Below are 16,576 nucleotides of genomic sequence, written 5' to 3'. Positions count from 1 at the left end.
TTAAAATAGTAAGATCAACCAGGTATGTAACCATTCCTAGTTGATCTTTTTTTATGTTCCCCATTGACATCCCTTCATTTGTATAGGAATATATTAGTAACACAGCATAATAAACATTGTTCATTATTATGAACAAACTAATTAAGCACTTGTTTTCTTAACAGAATGGAGTGGAGTCTATGGCAATTCATACTGCAGTTATTTTTCGTGTGGAATTGGACAAAAGTAAACTTACGTTCGGGGAATTAGCAACGGCAATTAATAAGGCGGGAGGCGACATTCATGCCGTTGACGTCTTTCAAGCAGGCAAGCAGGTAACTATACTTGATATTACCGTTCAGCTCAACGTAAATGCACATCAAACGATTATGGATACGATTCGCGGACTGCCTGGATCATCGATTATTCATATGTCCGACAGTACCTTCCTTGCTCATTTGGGCGGAAAAATACAAGTAACGCCTAAAGCTCCAATTAAAAACCGCGATGATCTTTCAAGAGTATACACACCTGGCGTTGCTCGAATAAGCACGGCTATTCATGAAGATCCAAGCAAGGCCTTTTCACTTACGATAAAACGAAACACGGTGGCTGTAGTATCAGATGGTACTGCCGTGCTCGGCCTTGGCGATATTGGACCAGAAGCCGCTCTGCCTGTTATGGAAGGAAAGGCTATGCTGTTTAAGCAATTTGCCGATATTGATGCATTCCCAATCTGTCTGCAATCGAAGGATACAGATGAAATCGTACAAATCGTAAAAGCTATTTCGCCTACATTTGGTGGCATTAACCTGGAGGATATCAGTTCCCCGCGCTGCTTCGAGATCGAGAGAAGACTGCAAGAGGAGCTTAATATTCCTGTCTTTCATGACGACCAGCACGGCACGGCAGTCGTTATACTGGCAGGCCTTTTAAATGCCCTCCATCTTGTGCGCAAATCGATCGCCGACATAAAGGTTATCGTATGCGGAGTCGGCGCAGCCGGGGCCGCTTGTATTGAAATGCTGCTTGCTGCCGGCGTGAAGCAGCTTATTGCCGTGGACCGCTGCGGCGCCCTAGTGCCCGGTACTCCTTACCATCATCCTACACTTGACCGTATTGCCGACAAGACAAATCCTCATCAGCTTCATGGCTCTTTAAGCGAGGTTATAGCAGATGCTGACGTATTTATTGGCGTATCTGGCCCCGGTGTGCTGAAAGTGGAGGATGTGAAAAAAATGGCTGCTGATCCGATCGTATTCGCTATGGCTAATCCTGAGCCGGAGATTGATCCTGATGCAGCTGAACCATATGTGCGCGTATTGGCAACAGGCAGGAGCGATTTTCCGAATCAAATTAATAATGTGCTTTGCTTTCCGGGCATATTCCGCGGAGCGCTTGATTGCAGAGCATCGCATATTAACGAAACGATGAAGATAGCCGCTGCCAGAGCCATTGCTTCTACCATCAGTCCGGAAGAATTGAATGAGCATTATATCGTGCCAAGCATATTTAATGATAAGGTAGTAGAGAGAGTACGCAATGCGGTAGTCGAGGCTGCTATCGATACAGGTGTCGCTGGCCGGATTCCGCCTGAATTCCGCGTCGAGGATCAAGCAGACAAGGAGCCGCAGCCAGCGAAATAACAAGGATAAACGGCTCCGCCGTCCTTGAGACAGGCGCGTTTACCGATGAAATATAAGAAACAGGTTGAAATCAATTTCTTAATAAGCATAGTCAATTAAAAAATTGATTAAAGGGAAAAACTTATACTTTCTTATATTTTAGAGAAAGAGACCAAGCCGATGAAACCCTGGACAGTTGCCAGTTTCAGCGCTTGGTCTCTTCTATTTAATATATATTTTTATATCATTGCTGGAGTACTGTAGAAACCATATCCCACTCATGAATGTCATAGGTTCTTGCCTGCTTGATTATATACGGATCATTCTCAGCGTAGCTTACAGCTTCCTCCATCGTCGCAGCTTTATAAATAACGAGTCCGCCCCATCCATCTACAAATCGGCCATTGGCAATGATGCGACCCGCACTACGCTGGCTCTCCAAGTAATCCAAATGTTCCTGACGGTATGCTGTGCTCTTCTCATGATCGAGCATAGGTAAAAAACAAGCGAATATTTTCATCCTATTATTCTCCTTTATGATGTAGTAACTGATTATTTTTATGATGCACATAAATTGCCGACATATCTTTGTCCGCCAGCCCACTCGCTTCCGCGGCACTCAAAATATGAAAGATTTCTTCTCCGAGCGGTATGCTGATATGATGTTCAGCAGCCATTTCTTTCGCTAGCTGAACATCCTTATGCAATAGTTTAATAGCGAAGCCAGCAGTGTAGCTGTCTTTCGCTATAAATTGACTGTAGTGGCGATCCATTATTCGGCTTTGCGCAAAGCTATTGTCAAGTATTGAGAATAATAGCTCCTGCTTTACTCCAAGCCGTTCTCCCAATAATAGCGCCTCGCTGGCCGCCTGTGAATGAATGCCTACCATTAATTGATTCACCAGCTTGACAACTGTCCCACTGCCGGTTTCCCCTACATAATAAATATTAGAGCCCAATCTCCGCAGAACAGGTTGAGCCTCGTCATAATCCTGCTTGCTGCCTCCCACCATGATACTAAGTGTTGCCGCTGCAGCTCCAACAGTTCCTCCGCTTACCGGCGCATCAAGAAACCGCAGCCCCTTTTCGTTAGCTGCTTGAGCTGTCTTCCTATTCACTTCGGGTGACACCGTGCTAAAATCTATGAGCAGCGCGCCGTGCTTGGCATGCTCTATTATTCCATTTGAACCTAAATAGACATCAAGCACATCGCGTGGCATAGGCAGGCAGGTCATAATTATATCTGCCTCCGCTGCAGCTTCAGCAAGAGAAGCTGCGGTGCTGCCCCCCTCTTCAAGAAACCGCTGTTCTGCACCTTTGCTTCGGTTATAGCCTATGACATTATATCCTGCCTTTACTAGATTGTTTGCCATCGGCAAGCCCATATTGCCAAGTCCAATAAAAGTCAGCTTCATCTCTGCACTCCTTCGTATTGCCGAACAAGCTCAATATCTGCTCGAACATCATTTAAATAATAAGGGTAGCCAAACATTCTTTTCACTCTTGCCATAAAATATGGTTTATTGTGAAGCCCCCAGTAATACCCCAGCTTCTCCCAATGCAAAACTGCGTTCTCCAATTGCTGGACAGCCTGCTCCCTGTACTTCTGCTCGCCATATTGCCCGAATCGATGCAGCTCAAGGGCAGCTGAAAACTTGCATGCATAATAACGTCCCATCTCGGCATACGCATGCAAATCATAGAGCGTGCAGGCAGAATGACTGCAGCTTAGCTCACCAAGCTGCTGCGTAAGCTCAGTGGCAAGCATCTCTGTCTTATCTGCAGCCGTATTCAATAAGCTAATAATGGAAACAGGCGTCTCCAAATTTGCTGTCGTAAACCTTCCTTGCTTCTCTTGCGCAGCATACTCTGCGATGGATTGTACGCCGACTCCTGGCATTGGCTTGCCATTTACAAAATCTATAATCGTTTTAAAGCCCGTAACCTCGGACAAGCAGCTTTCAGGATGCCATTGAAAATCATAATCGAGCCAGTACAAGCGGTTAACGGCTGGAATAATAGCAGAAGCGCTGCGCAGCGCTTGCAAAAAGATAGGCGCATGCTCATCACCATACATGGATGCCAGCAGGTAAACCCATACTTTCTCCTGCGTATCAGGATCATAAGCTAATCGGCCCCATAGCTGAAATTGAAAGAGATGACGCTCATAATCGTAACGCCATGTTTTATGCCCATAGTCGATATGCTGGAAATCCTTTGCCCACACATAACCGTCCGCTCCCCAATAAAAGCCCTTCACATAAGGCTTTGCCATGCCTTTCACATAGCTCCGCACATAATCCGGATCACCCCAGCGATGTGTGAATACATCGTCATTGCGAACCGTATACAATACGTTGGTGCTTGCCAAGTCAATCCCTTCCCACGCGTTCCATAGCTGCTCGAATTGCGGCTCAGGATGCGAGTAGCCATGTGCATTGGAATACTTCCAGCTAATATAGAAATCATCCTTATTAAATCTAGTCTGGACGAGCTCTTTAATTTCCTTGCCTGCATTTTGCATGTTAGTCCGATGAATAAATGGAATGGCACGCCCCGATTGCTCAATGGCCTCCACATACGTTTCCACAATCCACTTTTCTCGCTCATATCCGCTGCCATCCATCCATTCGCTCGCTGATGTTCCGAGCCCCTTCAGCTCCGGATATGTTAGCAGAAGCTGCAATACCATTTCGCGCACATAATCTTGAATAAGCAGCGATTCTGCCCGGAAACGGTTAAACGTAACGCCAGTTCGGTGTATAAGATGGCTGTACATATCGCCATAATCGCCAACAGCATCTGGCAACCCCAGCCCTTTGGCAACTTCCTTCGTAATGCGAATATTCCATGTGAATAAGTAAATATCAATACCGCGGCTGGCCGCATGGCGAAAAATACTGCGAAACAAAGCTATATTGCGCTTGATCTCATCGTCAGAATAAGGATTGGCAGCCCGGTACTTTGGCGATACGACCATGATGTCGTAGGGATGCTCTGACCATAGACTCAAGCAGTTATATCGATTAAGAGCGAGCATATCGATATACGATTTCCAAAACTCCAGATCCAGACAAGTTTCCTCATTTTGTACAAATGGATCGCCGGAATCAAAAGGGGCAAAGGGCAAATTAAATTTAATGCCGCGCATTCGCAGCAATGGCGCGCGATATATTTCCTCCCCCTCATCCATGGCTTTACCCATTGCTAGCCGTTCAGCCAGCTCCAGGCAGCCATACATAAGCCCTCTCGCATCAATAGCTTCAATTCGGTACAGCTCACCAATGCGGATTAAACGAAAGGCTTGCTCCTCATATTGCTCCAGCACCTTCGGGTCAGCAGCTGCAGCTCCATTGCCGCTTCGTACAGCAAGCAGCTGCACAACTATCCCTTTCTTAGGAGCAGGGGCAGCCGTGTACAAGGCATATTGCTCAGCATAATAAATACCCCGATTCTCCAGGCTTTTCTTAATTTGCTCTACCCCAAATCGGACAAGCTCATTACTATGATCATATACAAGCTTCATTGTGCTCCCTCCCTAACCCTTTACCGATCCCAGCATGACTCCCTTGGCAAACTATGTGCACCTCTCTTATATGTGAAGCTGCAAGCGCTGCTGGGAGCGATAAGTACTTGGCGATACATTCGTATACCGCTGAAAAATGCGATGCAAATTTCTCTCTGAATATCCTACAGACGCTGCTATCTCGCTAATCAGCATATCGGTATCCGAAAGCAGCCTTTTCGCCTCGTTCACCTTGCACTGCACGACATAATCCAGAAAATTAATGCCCATTTCTTTTTTGAACAGCCTGCTTAAATAAGATGGGCTTATACCCGCCTGATCTGCGCATTGTATAAGGGACAAATCCTCGCCGCAATGCTTGCGGATGTAGCTGCAAACCTGTTGTATGACCGTCTGGCCGGATTCGCTGCGATAGCTTGCCAGCATGCTGCAGTACAAAGGAAAGAGCACATGGACAAACCATTCATAAACATCCTGAGAGGATTGCTGGAGCTGTAATTGTCCATACCAGTCATCTTCCAAAATATCGAGCAGGCTTCCGCCGCTGCTTTCCAAATGATGAATGAATTGAGCCAGCAGAAGCAGATAGCTTTGGCAGATGGAACGATAGGATTGCGATTGCTTGATCGTTTGCATAAATTCCTTCAATGCGCTTGCCGCCGCATCGAGATCCTCGTGACTTAAAGCATGTATGATAGCAGCTTCCGCTTCACGCGGATAGCGAAAAGCCGCTTGCTTTTTGCCGCTTTCCATTTGCTCAATATACATAATCGTCTCTGTCTGCTCCAATACGCGGTACCGCAGAGCGTTTTCCGCTTCTTTGAACGAGACAGCAATGTCTTTAATATGCAAATAGCAGCGCCCAATTCCAATCGATACACTCATTTTCAAATAGCTCTTCATCGATTGCTCAATTGCCTGCGCATACTTTGTTATCTGACTGTTCATGTACGCCTGCTCCGCGTCAGTATGGAATTGCAGCAGCGCCGCGCCCATTCCATTGACCGGAACGACAAATCCAGCTAGCTCCTCTTGCTTCATCAGCTCCTGCATGACATTGGAAATAACAAAGGCGATTATTCCCTTCTCATCGGGCCGGAACCGGTTTTCCTGCGCAGCTTTGTCCGCATCTGCAATTAAAATGACATTCATAGCGTGAGCGGACACACCGTGCGTCTTGCAATCTTGAAGCAGCCTCTCTGGATGCATATACTCTCCGCATACAAGCTGCCTCAAAAAAATGTCTTGCAGTGTCGGCTTCATACTGGATATAAAATCGCCCAGCTTTTTTGTCTCCGTATTCAAAAAGGTCATACATTCCTGAATATACTCCAGCTCATTTTTCTCTCTTTCCAATTGTCCGGCTTGAATCGCACTGCTATGCTTTACAAGCTCGCTGATTGGATTATAGGCTCGACGCGAAATGAAATAAGTTAATAGGATTGCAAATAAAACAAATATTGCGAAAAGCATTATCGTAACAACGCGAATCCAATTCAACTGCTCCGACAGCAGCTGCTCGGGCACGATCATGACATAAGTTCGTCCATACACGTTTTTGGCATACCTGAACTGTGTATCATTGCCATCAAGTCCCGCTGCAATAAAGCGGCCCGTATTTTCATCGCTTTCTGCAATTCTAGAAATTGCGGAAAGCTGCTCAAGCAAACTGTAGATCTGCTCATAAGACATTTCTTCCTGCTTAGCTGTCCGTTGATAATGAACGACAAACAATTGCTGATCTTGAGGCACTAAATACGTATCTGCATCCATAAATTCACTAAATAAAGATTTTTCGATTTCAAACGCTATTACACCGTATACCTCTCCGTTCAAATTGCGAAGCAATCTTGAATAAGTAATATATCCATCCATTTGCGCCTTTGGCATAAAGGCCCATTGAGAAATATGCTGACTGGCAAGCAATAGATCAATATCTTCGCTATAGGGGTAATGCTCTTTGGCGATTACCCCATAGCGATTGGACTGTACCGTACTTTCGAAGCGGTTGTAATAATAAATTTCACTAATAAAGCTATCGCTATTTTTGACTACGGACATCCGGTTTAACAGCTCCAAATGCCACTCCCAATATTCGTAGCCCATCTCCTGTAAGAAGCCAGTTACGATCGGATCGATTGCAAGCTTGAAAGATTCCTGTTCAATGGATTGCAGCAGCCGCTCGGAACGATCCTTCATGACTGACAGAAAGGATTCACTCTCTACATTTACTTGCCCCTGCACACGCTCCATTGAAAATTGATAGTACACCAAGCTTGCCATAATTAAAGGAATGCAAGCAGATATGCAGCCAAGCCAAATAAGTTTATAAAAATATTTGCCGTGCTTTACCCTGCTATTTCCTTTAATCATAAACCCTCCTTAGCGCTACAATTACTTGTCAATTTTCAAAATACTCTTTATAGCTTGCTGCAAATTCCTGGAATGCCTTCTTCAGCTCTTCATTTTTGCTAAGCTTTTCGACATAGCTTTCATACTCTTGCATAGTGATTTGACCGACGATAGCCTTGGTCGCCATAGCCTGCCATTCCTTCTCATACTTTGGCCATACAGCGGTCCAAGTATCTGAATTAATAATCGTAAATGGATTCAATTTTCCTACTTCACTATAAATTTGAACAGATTCAAGCTTGGCATCGTTGTATGCTTTTGGCGCCGATGGATTAAGCACCTTCATTTTGTTATTAAAAGCAAGCGAAAATACTTGGTTCGCATTCGTCGTAACTTGACGCACGCCAAGCTCCGTTAAATGCGGCTGACCATCTACGAGATTATGATGAATCCCTTCAATGCCATAGTAGTTGAAATCAGTCAGTTCATCCGTAGTTGTGCGCTCGAAGTAATCGAGAATTTCCCACACCTTGGCTTCAGGCACCTTCTTGGAAATATAGAAAGCTCCAAAGGTTGGACTTGCTAGACTGACGGTAACCCCACCAGGACCTTGCAGCGGCGGCAGTGTAATGACGTTTGCTTCAGGCTGCACCTTTTTAATGTCCTGCTCCCAAGTATAGTCGCGCCAAATATTGCGGACGTACGAAGCTGCTCTTCCCGTTGCGTACATTTCCTCGGCTTGTGTTTTCTTCATCGTTGAAAATTCCTTGGCAAGAATGCCATCGGCATAAAGCTGGCGGAACCATTCAACCATGCTTGTATAGCTTGGAGTGAGGAAATTGCGAACAAGTCCGCCCTCTTCGTTATAGAATGGATCAAGACCGCCAAAAGCGCTTGAGAAGGTATCATCGCCGTCCGCCATCAAAAAGCCGTGGCCGATAATGCCGATCGTATCCTTTTTGCCATTGTTGTCGAGATCGCTCTCTACAATTTGCTTAAGCGCTGCTGTATACTCCTCCAGTGTAGTCGGCACATCCAGATTAAGCTTATCGAGCCAATCCTTGCGCATTTTAATGCCTAGGTCAATTTGCGGCCGGTTGCGCGGAATGCCATACGTTTTCCCATCAAGCTTCATATAAGTCCACACATTAGGTCCGCTCTTCTCCAGCATATTAGGATATTTGCTGAAATCGCCCAGAAATTCTGTCAGATCCCAAAACGCTCCCTGCTTGATCGCTTGGCGCAGTGTTGGTCTTGTAATATTGGTCGTAACAATAATCTCAGGCAAATTGCCCGACGCAAGCACCAAATCGAACTTTGTATCATAGTCGCCTGATGGAACCCATTCTACATCAAGCTCTGAATTCGTTCTCTTCTGATATTCCGTCCAATATTCATCCTCCATATTCGGCACATCCGCATAAGACGGCACGAGAAATTGCAGCTTGATGGGAGCAGCAGGCTCTTCTTTTTTTGTGCCTTGCTGCTTTCCTTGCTGATCATTATTGGCAGGCTTCTCTGAGCCTGCTGGCGGATTATTACTGCCTCCGCTGCTTCCGCAAGCAGCAAGCAAAGAGATAAGAAGCATACTTGCCAGTAATGCAATAAAACCTTTCCGATAGAGCTGTAACATCGTGAACCTCTCCTTTTCATAATTGATCAGCACTTTTGGCAGCGCTTTCAAAGTTAGTATAGAGGGCTGCATCTATGCATGTTAGCGACAATTTTTGCTGTATAGCACCGTTAAGAGCCATCAGCAATAGGTGTCTGACTGGTTAAAATCTGTCCGATTCAAATACAATGACCTCATAATCATCGATTTGATCGACGATCACCGTTACCGCGCCTTCTTCCTGATTCAGCGGCAATTCTTTTTTATTGGAAAGCTTGTAGGCGCGCTTTACATGGGGACCCGTCCATTGCGGCAATTTAACGACTACATCACGAGCAGGAATAAGCTCGCTAAACATTCTTCTGCCGCCATTCATATTGACGAGATGCACATTGCGGCGGCCAGCTTGTTTGCGAACGGTCGCATGAAGCGTGCCTGGTCCATTAACTGCAGCAGGCAGCTCCCCTCTAGCCGACCAGCGCACAGCATTTACTAGCAAGCGCGCCCAATCTGGATAACCAGCCCTTGCGAATGCAGCATCAAGCTGATTCGGGAAATAGACAATTCTGCTCCCACTCTCCCTTTCGCTAGACAACAGCATAGGCATCCCTGTGTCCAGCTGCTCCGTATAGCTCATACCTTCTGGAAATACGCGAAATGGTGCAGAAAGCGTCAATAGAACTTCTGTATGCGCACCTGCATGAACCTGACAATAATTGTCCGAGGCTGGAATTACCGTCGTTTCGCCAAGCTGATCCAGCAATGGATGGACTGCAGACTGAATGTTCATATAGCTTTGTTTAAACACGCCGTTATCTTCACCCATCACGGATGCGGTACCTATATAGTCAGCTCCAAACAAATCAGCTAGCAAAAAGTTGGAGCGCCGCTGCCCATCAGGTGTAAATAGGGAAGTTTCGCAGCTGGCGATAATACTTCCTCCTTGATCGGAATAGCTTCTGAGCGCCTCCGCAGCTTCCTCTGTCATACAAGCCATTGACGGAAGCATGATAACACGATATTTGCCCAGCTCTTTCTCCATTAATACGGATTCTGATATTAGATCGAATGGTATATGATGCTCGGCAAGCGCAATCTCCATGCCACGAATAGCATCTACATACCTTTTTTGCGGTTGGTCCTTGCCATAATTGAATAAAGTATGCTGAGAATAAACGATAGCTATATTGGCAGCAGACAGATCATTGTCAAAGTAGCCGGCGTTGGCAGCTACAAATTGATAAAGCGATTGCACAGCTGGAAATCCCCGCTTATCCTGATGTCCAGCAATCGGCCCGCCCGACAAATTCAAAATCGCACTCCCGCCGTTAGCATAAATTTGTGCCATGTACATTTTTTGCTCTGCTGGCGGGACAGCGCTGCGGCGCCAAGGCCATGCCTGGAAGTAAGAAGCAAGTACCCAAGGCTGATGTTCGGTTACATGAGAAAGGTAATTAGCCTCCTCCCCCGGCCAGGCAATAAAATCCCATTTGGCAGTACCATTTTCATAGCGCACTCTTGTTTGGGCCTCTACCTGCACCGCATCGATAAATTGAGCCATCCGCTCAATATCGAGTGCGCCCTTCATTGTCCAGCCCGTCTCTCCGAAGCAAACGCTATTGCACATGACTGGCAGATTGGGATCAAGAGATTTTACAAGCTCATATAAATATTGCGATCGGTCTACCACCTTCTGCTGACGCCAGCTCTGAAAGCTCACCCAGTTCGGATCATTCCATTTCTCCTCTAGCGGAATATCGTTATCCGAGCAGCTGGAATACGCAGCCTTACATCGCTCGCAATGACAAATTCCGTTGCCATACGAAGAAAAGCCATAGCTGCCGCCGCCGAATTTGATCCCATCGACGTCATATCTGCTGACAATCTCTTTTAATATTTGTGCCAGATATTCATTCTGATAGCCGCTAAACGGACATGCAATATAGAAATCTCCCAAATCTTCATTCGCTTTATAGAGCTTGCCATGATGATCGCATGAGCACCAATCGGGGTGCTCTTTCGCTATGCTGCCCGGAATTAGACTCAAATCAATAGCCGGTATTGCGCGAATATCGCGCGCCTGGACAGACCTTACAATATCTCCTGTCAAATCACGTCCGGCAAGATAAGGGCTTTGCCGTATGCCCAGCGATGTAGGATGCACCGTAACGTATCCTGCACAAAAGAAAGACAATACATTTACCCCAAGCTTTTGCAGATCATCGGCAAACTGCTCCGTATCAAATTGCTTGCAATCTACATCGCGAATGGTTAGATGAACGCCTCTGCCGCGTTTGCTTAGCCAATCTGATTTAGCCATAAAAGTTCCTCCTCTTATTGTCTTTCTAAAATATGCTTTATATCAGCTTGCACATATGGGAGATACAATCGCCAAGAAAACAAGGTTTTGCCAAGATGCATAAGCGGATGAGCTGTATAATGAGATTCCGTAATGTCCACTATGCGCTCCCAGTATGCCGCAGCGTAAGGCGCCTGAATATATTTAAGAGCAATTTGATATTGTTCCTCGTCACCATTGTGCCGATAAATGGAATAGGCTGTTGCAGCCCGAAGCTTTGCGGCAAAATATAAGTTCAAATAAGCCCAAGCTTCAATATCAGCCTTTTCGCAGCAAAGCTCGGGTGTTCCGCTCGGCATACCCGCAAGTAAATCCAGTCCGGCACTGGCATCTTTTTCTAATGTGCTAGCGAGTTCAAGCGGCGTGATGCCGCTAGAATGGACTCCGGCAAGCTGATTCGCTGTAAAATCAGCAACAGACACGTATTCTGGATTAAAGCTGCAGCGTTCCATCAAATCCTGCAGCGATATAAAGGAAGCGCCTTCATCAAATTCCGCTTCATCCGTAGACATAAACCCTTCGGCATACAGCGTGAAATCCCAAGTAAAGGAGTAAAGTGAAGCGAGCGCCATTGGCATTTTACACACAGCTGAATAGGCAGCAAGCAAAGATTTACCGATCGCAGACCGATGCCGCTTATTGAGCGCATGCTCGAATACTTTATCCGATACGCCAGGATGATAGAGCAATCTTCCCCAAAGCATGTAATAGAGCCAATTTTTCTCAAACAAGTAATCCCAGTTTTTATGCTCGCTATCTTGTTTATGAGAATAATCAAGCGCTGGTATCATGCATTCCGACCCAATATAGTAACCGCCGACATAGGACTGACCGTTCTCGGCAATATGCTTGCGAATAAACTCGGGCTGCGCCCAACGCAAAGTAAAAAAATCCTCGTTGCGAATCATCCATGTTATGCCGTAATGAGTAGGCTCCGGATTCCAATATCCGTTCATGCCGTTTGAGCCGCCATGCGTTAATAGAAGCTTCTCTGATGAGTAGGCGTGGGACCAATTAAATTTAACCTCCAGCCACACTTCCTCCGCCGCAGCGCAGCAGTTCGCTTCAATCGATTGCCTGGTAACCGAGGGATCAACAGAAAATGGCGCCCGGTGAATAAATTTAACCCGCCTTTCAGCTTGCCGCATCCCTTCGAAATAAACATCATTAATCCAGCTCTGTCTTTCCTCGGGCGTCATATCATTCATGCGTTCACCGAGCGAGGTGCCAATGCCGGTCAGATCGGGATACTCATTAATTAGCTGCGTTACGCATTCCCGTGTATACTGTTTAATTTGCTCCGTGGAGTAGCTGTCGCCATAATGATAAAAGGTCTCATCACTAATGGCCTTCGGATCATAATGTTCGCGAAATGACTCGGACACAAATATATTCCAGCCAATCATATACGTAGCAATGCCTCGTTCTTTAGCCATGCGAAATAATGTCGTCCAATAGTGCCGCCACTCTTGCAGCTCTTCTTCCGTAAAAGGGCAAGCAAGCGGAAAGTTGACAGGACGAATCATTGATGTGAAAGGATGCAAATTCCAGAAGGTCAATACATTGTAACGGTTCACTGCCATCATATCGAGAAACTTAGCCCAAAAGGACAAATCCCGTACCGTATCCGTTTGCAAGCGGAAACAATCATTTTTACGATAGCTGGACCAGGGCAGATTGAACTTGACGGCACGAAACGAAAACCGGGCGTTAATAACTTCCTCAGCAACTTTCTCTAATTCACCGCTAAGCTCTAATCTTTCTGCAAGCTCAAGCACACCGTACATCGCGCCCGCTTCATTAACAGCTAGTACATAGGTTGTCCCTTCCACTCTGCGGATTTCAAAGCCATCGGGCAAAACTGCGTCATCTATCCTTGTTATAGCTACGCAGCTATTGTCACCTGTAGAGGGAGCAGCTTGCCCTTTTTCAACAACTGCAATTATAATTCGGGCTTTTTTCCCGCTAGCCTGCCACTCTTCGTAGCCGATTGCCTCTGCGTCTTCGCCAGCCAATCGTATAGATTTGTGCAGCTTAGCGACAGCAAATTGCTGCATTGACGAAGCATGGCTATAAACAATTGTATTCATAGCAAACCGACCTCCTGTTTTTAGAAAGGCCAGACGGAGTTGTTCCGGCTGGCCGCTGCTCCTACCAAACGATCTGTTATTTCATGCCATTCCGGAAGCTGCTTTATACTGCCTGCGATAGCGATGCAATATCGGCTCTGTATAGCCGTTAGGCTGATCATAGCCTGACAGTACCAATTCCAGCGCAGCCTGAAAAGCTGCTGACTGATCGAAGCGGCCAGCCATTGGACGATAAAGAGGATCGTGCTCATTTTGCTTATCTACCACAAGCGCCATCCGCTTCATCGTCTCGATGATTTGCTCCTTTGTACAAATGCCATGATGAAGCCAATTCGCCATATGCTGGCTCGAAATGCGCAGCGTTGCACGGTCCTCCATCAGGCCGACATGATTAATATCCGGTACCTTCGAGCAGCCGATTCCTTGCTCTACCCAGCGCACAACATACCCTAGTATGCCTTGTGCATTATTATCAAGCTCCTGCTGGACTTCTTCAGCTGTCCAACTAGGCTCAATGACTACAGGAATCTCTAGTATTTGGTCAACGTAATCTTTGTTTTGCTGCTTTAATTTATGTTGAACCTCTCTGATGTCAACCTGATGATAATGAAGGGCATGCAGCACTGCTGCTGTTGGCGATGGCACCCAAGCGGTGGAACAGCCTGCTTCCAGCTGGCTTCTTTTTTGAATCAGCATCTCCTTCATTAAATCCGGCATCGCCCACATGCCCTTGCCGATTTGAGCTTTGCCTTGCAGGCCGCAGGTCAAGCCGACGCTCGTATTGGACTGCTCATAGCCTTTCAGCCATACTGAAGATTTCATATCGCTTTTGCGAAGCATCGGGCCGGCTTCCATCGACGTATGTATCTCATCCCCTGTACGGTCAAGGAATCCTGTATTAATAAATACAACCCTCTCCTTCACTTGCTTTATGCAAGACTTCAAGTTAAGAGAAGTGCGCCGTTCTTCATCCATAAGTCCGATTTTCAGCGTATGCCTGTCAAGACCAAGCATATCCTCGACCCGGTCAAACAACTGATTAGCAAAGGCTGCCTCGTCCGAACCATGCATCTTAGGCTTTACGATATAAATAGAGCCTGCAGCAGAATTACGCTGCTTGCTTGTCCGCAGCAAATCATGCTTGGCGATAAGACTGGTAATCACACCGTCCATTATGCCTTCAAAGATTGGCTCGCCGTGTGAATCTAATATCGCATCGCTAGTCATCAAATGGCCTACATTGCGAACGAATAGCAGCGAACGGCCAGAGAGTTCAATCGATCCGCCGGCGGCAGATTGATAGGAACGATCAGCGTGCATAACACGGTGCACCTTTTCTTTGCCCTTCATAAAGTCGGCAGTCAAGCTGCCTTTCATAAGTCCAAGCCAATTGCGATAAACTGCCACCTTATCCTCGGCATCAACTGCAGCGACTGAATCTTCACAATCCATAATCGTCGTCAATGCCGCTTCCAGCACAATATCCTTAATTCCCGCAAGATCAGACTTGCCTATAATATGCTGTCTGTCTATGTGCAGCTCGATATGAAGCCCGTTGTTTTGCAATAATAGAACAGAAGGCGTGTCACTCTCTCCCACATATCCAATAAATTTAGCAGCATTCTGCAAAGCAGCTATTTTGCCGCTGGTCAGCTTAACCTTCAACTGTCCGCTTTGAACCGTGTAAGCAGCGGCTTCAGCGTGCGAGGCCTGCTCCAATGGAACCGCTTGATCCAGAAATGCTCTGCCATAGGCTATAACAAGCTCTCCGCGCTTCGGATTGTAGCCTGTTCCCCGCTCTGCGCCATTTGCCTCACTAATAACATCCGTTCCATACAAAGCATCATAGAGGCTGCCCCATCGCGCATTCACTGCATTTAGAGCATATCTCGCATTATTGACAGGAACGACCAGCTGTGGGCCTGCCTGCAGCGCAATCGCATCATCAACCCGGCTAACCGATATTTGGAAGTCATCTGCATCAGGCTCCAGGTAGCCTATATCAAATAAAAAAGACTTGTAATCCTCCGGAGAAACCCGCCCCTTATGCTGCTGGTGAAAACGATCTATTGCAGCCTGCAGCTCATCACGCTTCGCAAGCAGTGCTTTATTAACCGGAGACAAATCATGGATGATTTGTTCAAAATCAGCCCAAAAATGCTCCGAACCAACTTCCGTGCCTGGGCGCGCCTCCTTTTCTATAAACTGAAAAAGCTGCTCATCAACCTTTAAATTGCCTACTGTCATATAAGTCATACAAGTTAGCTCCCTTCCTCTAAAATAACCGGATTATGTAAATGACCCAGCCCTTCAATGCTGCATGTAATGCTATCTCCGTCCTTCACATACTGAGCGCCCGCGGGTGTACCCGTCAAAATAACATCACCAGGCTTTAGCGTCATAAATGAACTAATATAGGCAATCTGCTGATCTACCGGCATAATGATCCGGTCCATGCCTGCATCCTGCAGAAGCTCGCCATTGACTCTGGCTTGAATATGCGCGCTGTTATAATCAAATTGTGTCTCAATATATGGACCTAGCGGGCAAAATGTATCAAATGCTTTACCGATCGTCCAATGGCCTTCCGGGTGAAAATAATTGAACGCCCCTAAATCATTGCCAATCGTATAGCCAAAAATATAGTCCTTTACGTCTGAAGTCTTAATATGACTAGCTTCTGCCCCTATAATCACCGCCAGTTCAGACTCGAATTTAACTTGCGCTGCTGCAGAGGGAAGCTTAATGGCATCTCCCGGCCCAATCACAGTAGTAAGCGGTTTAAAGAATAGGATAGGCATTTCAGGGATGGGCTGTTTTTCTTCCCCAGCCGGACTGAAATTTTTGCCGATTCCAACAATATGGCGAGGCTCCAGCGGCGCCTTCAATTGAACAGCTTCAAGCGGAAATTGATTCCCCGTCGTAACCCGGCTGCCAAATAAATGTCCGGTCCATTCATGGATAATGCCTTCTTCTAATTGACCAGAGCGAATTGCAGCTTCGCCTTCCACAGAAAAACGGACAAATTTCATA

10 protein-coding genes are annotated in these 16,576 nt (G+C 46.3%); 1 reads left to right on the top strand and 9 read right to left on the bottom strand.

Going from position 1 to position 16,576, the window contains the following annotated elements:
- The first annotated feature begins 179 nt into the window (after nt 1–179).
- Nucleotides 180–1,625, top strand: coding sequence for an NAD-dependent malic enzyme (locus tag V1L65_RS11060; RefSeq protein ID WP_331699203.1), 1,446 nt, complete (start codon nt 180–182; stop codon nt 1,623–1,625).
- Between the two features lie 223 nt (nt 1,626–1,848).
- Here V1L65_RS11060 and V1L65_RS11055 read toward each other — a convergent pair whose 3' ends face one another.
- The 9 genes from V1L65_RS11055 to V1L65_RS11015 form a co-directional block, all read right to left on the bottom strand.
- A complete protein-coding gene (locus V1L65_RS11055) occupies nt 1,849–2,124 on the bottom strand; it encodes a YciI family protein (protein ID WP_331699202.1) in 276 nt (91 codons plus the stop codon).
- Between the two features lie 4 nt (nt 2,125–2,128).
- Nucleotides 2,129–3,019 carry an NAD(P)-dependent oxidoreductase gene (locus V1L65_RS11050; RefSeq protein WP_331699201.1) on the bottom strand — a complete coding sequence of 297 codons (891 nt, stop codon included), beginning with the start codon at nt 3,017–3,019 and terminating at the stop codon, nt 2,129–2,131.
- On the bottom strand, nt 3,016–5,130 hold the full coding sequence (locus V1L65_RS11045; RefSeq protein WP_331699200.1) for a hypothetical protein: 2,115 nt from the start codon (nt 5,128–5,130) through the stop codon (nt 3,016–3,018). Before V1L65_RS11045 ends, V1L65_RS11050 begins: the two co-directional genes overlap by 4 nt.
- Before the next feature lie 66 nt (nt 5,131–5,196).
- On the bottom strand, nt 5,197–7,503 hold the full coding sequence (locus V1L65_RS11040; protein WP_331699199.1) for a helix-turn-helix domain-containing protein: 2,307 nt from the start codon (nt 7,501–7,503) through the stop codon (nt 5,197–5,199).
- A gap of 28 nt (nt 7,504–7,531) precedes the next feature.
- Nucleotides 7,532–9,115: an extracellular solute-binding protein gene (locus V1L65_RS11035; RefSeq protein ID WP_331699198.1), complete on the bottom strand. Its 1,584-nt coding sequence runs from the start codon at nt 9,113–9,115 to the stop codon at nt 7,532–7,534.
- A 142-nt stretch (nt 9,116–9,257) separates the two neighbouring features.
- Nucleotides 9,258–11,414, bottom strand: a complete 2,157-nt coding sequence (locus tag V1L65_RS11030) for an alpha-amylase family protein (RefSeq protein ID WP_331699197.1) — start codon at nt 11,412–11,414, stop codon at nt 9,258–9,260.
- A gap of 14 nt (nt 11,415–11,428) precedes the next feature.
- A complete protein-coding gene (locus V1L65_RS11025; protein WP_331699196.1) occupies nt 11,429–13,543 on the bottom strand; it encodes a hypothetical protein in 2,115 nt (704 codons plus the stop codon).
- Nucleotides 13,544–13,624: 81 nt separating this feature from the next.
- The gene (locus V1L65_RS11020; protein ID WP_331699195.1) at nt 13,625–15,799 is read right to left on the bottom strand and encodes a malate synthase G; all 2,175 of its coding nucleotides are present in this window, start codon (nt 15,797–15,799) and stop codon (nt 13,625–13,627) included.
- Nucleotides 15,800–15,804: 5 nt separating this feature from the next.
- Complete coding sequence (locus V1L65_RS11015) at nt 15,805–16,575, bottom strand: fumarylacetoacetate hydrolase family protein (protein ID WP_331699194.1); 771 nt, start codon at nt 16,573–16,575, stop codon at nt 15,805–15,807.
- Nucleotide 16,576 lies beyond the last annotated feature (1 nt).

The sequence above is a fragment of the Paenibacillus sp. IITD108 genome, assembly GCF_036541265.1.
Classification (GTDB): domain Bacteria; phylum Bacillota; class Bacilli; order Paenibacillales; family Paenibacillaceae; genus Pristimantibacillus.
This window is presented reverse-complemented; position numbering and strand designations above follow the sequence as displayed.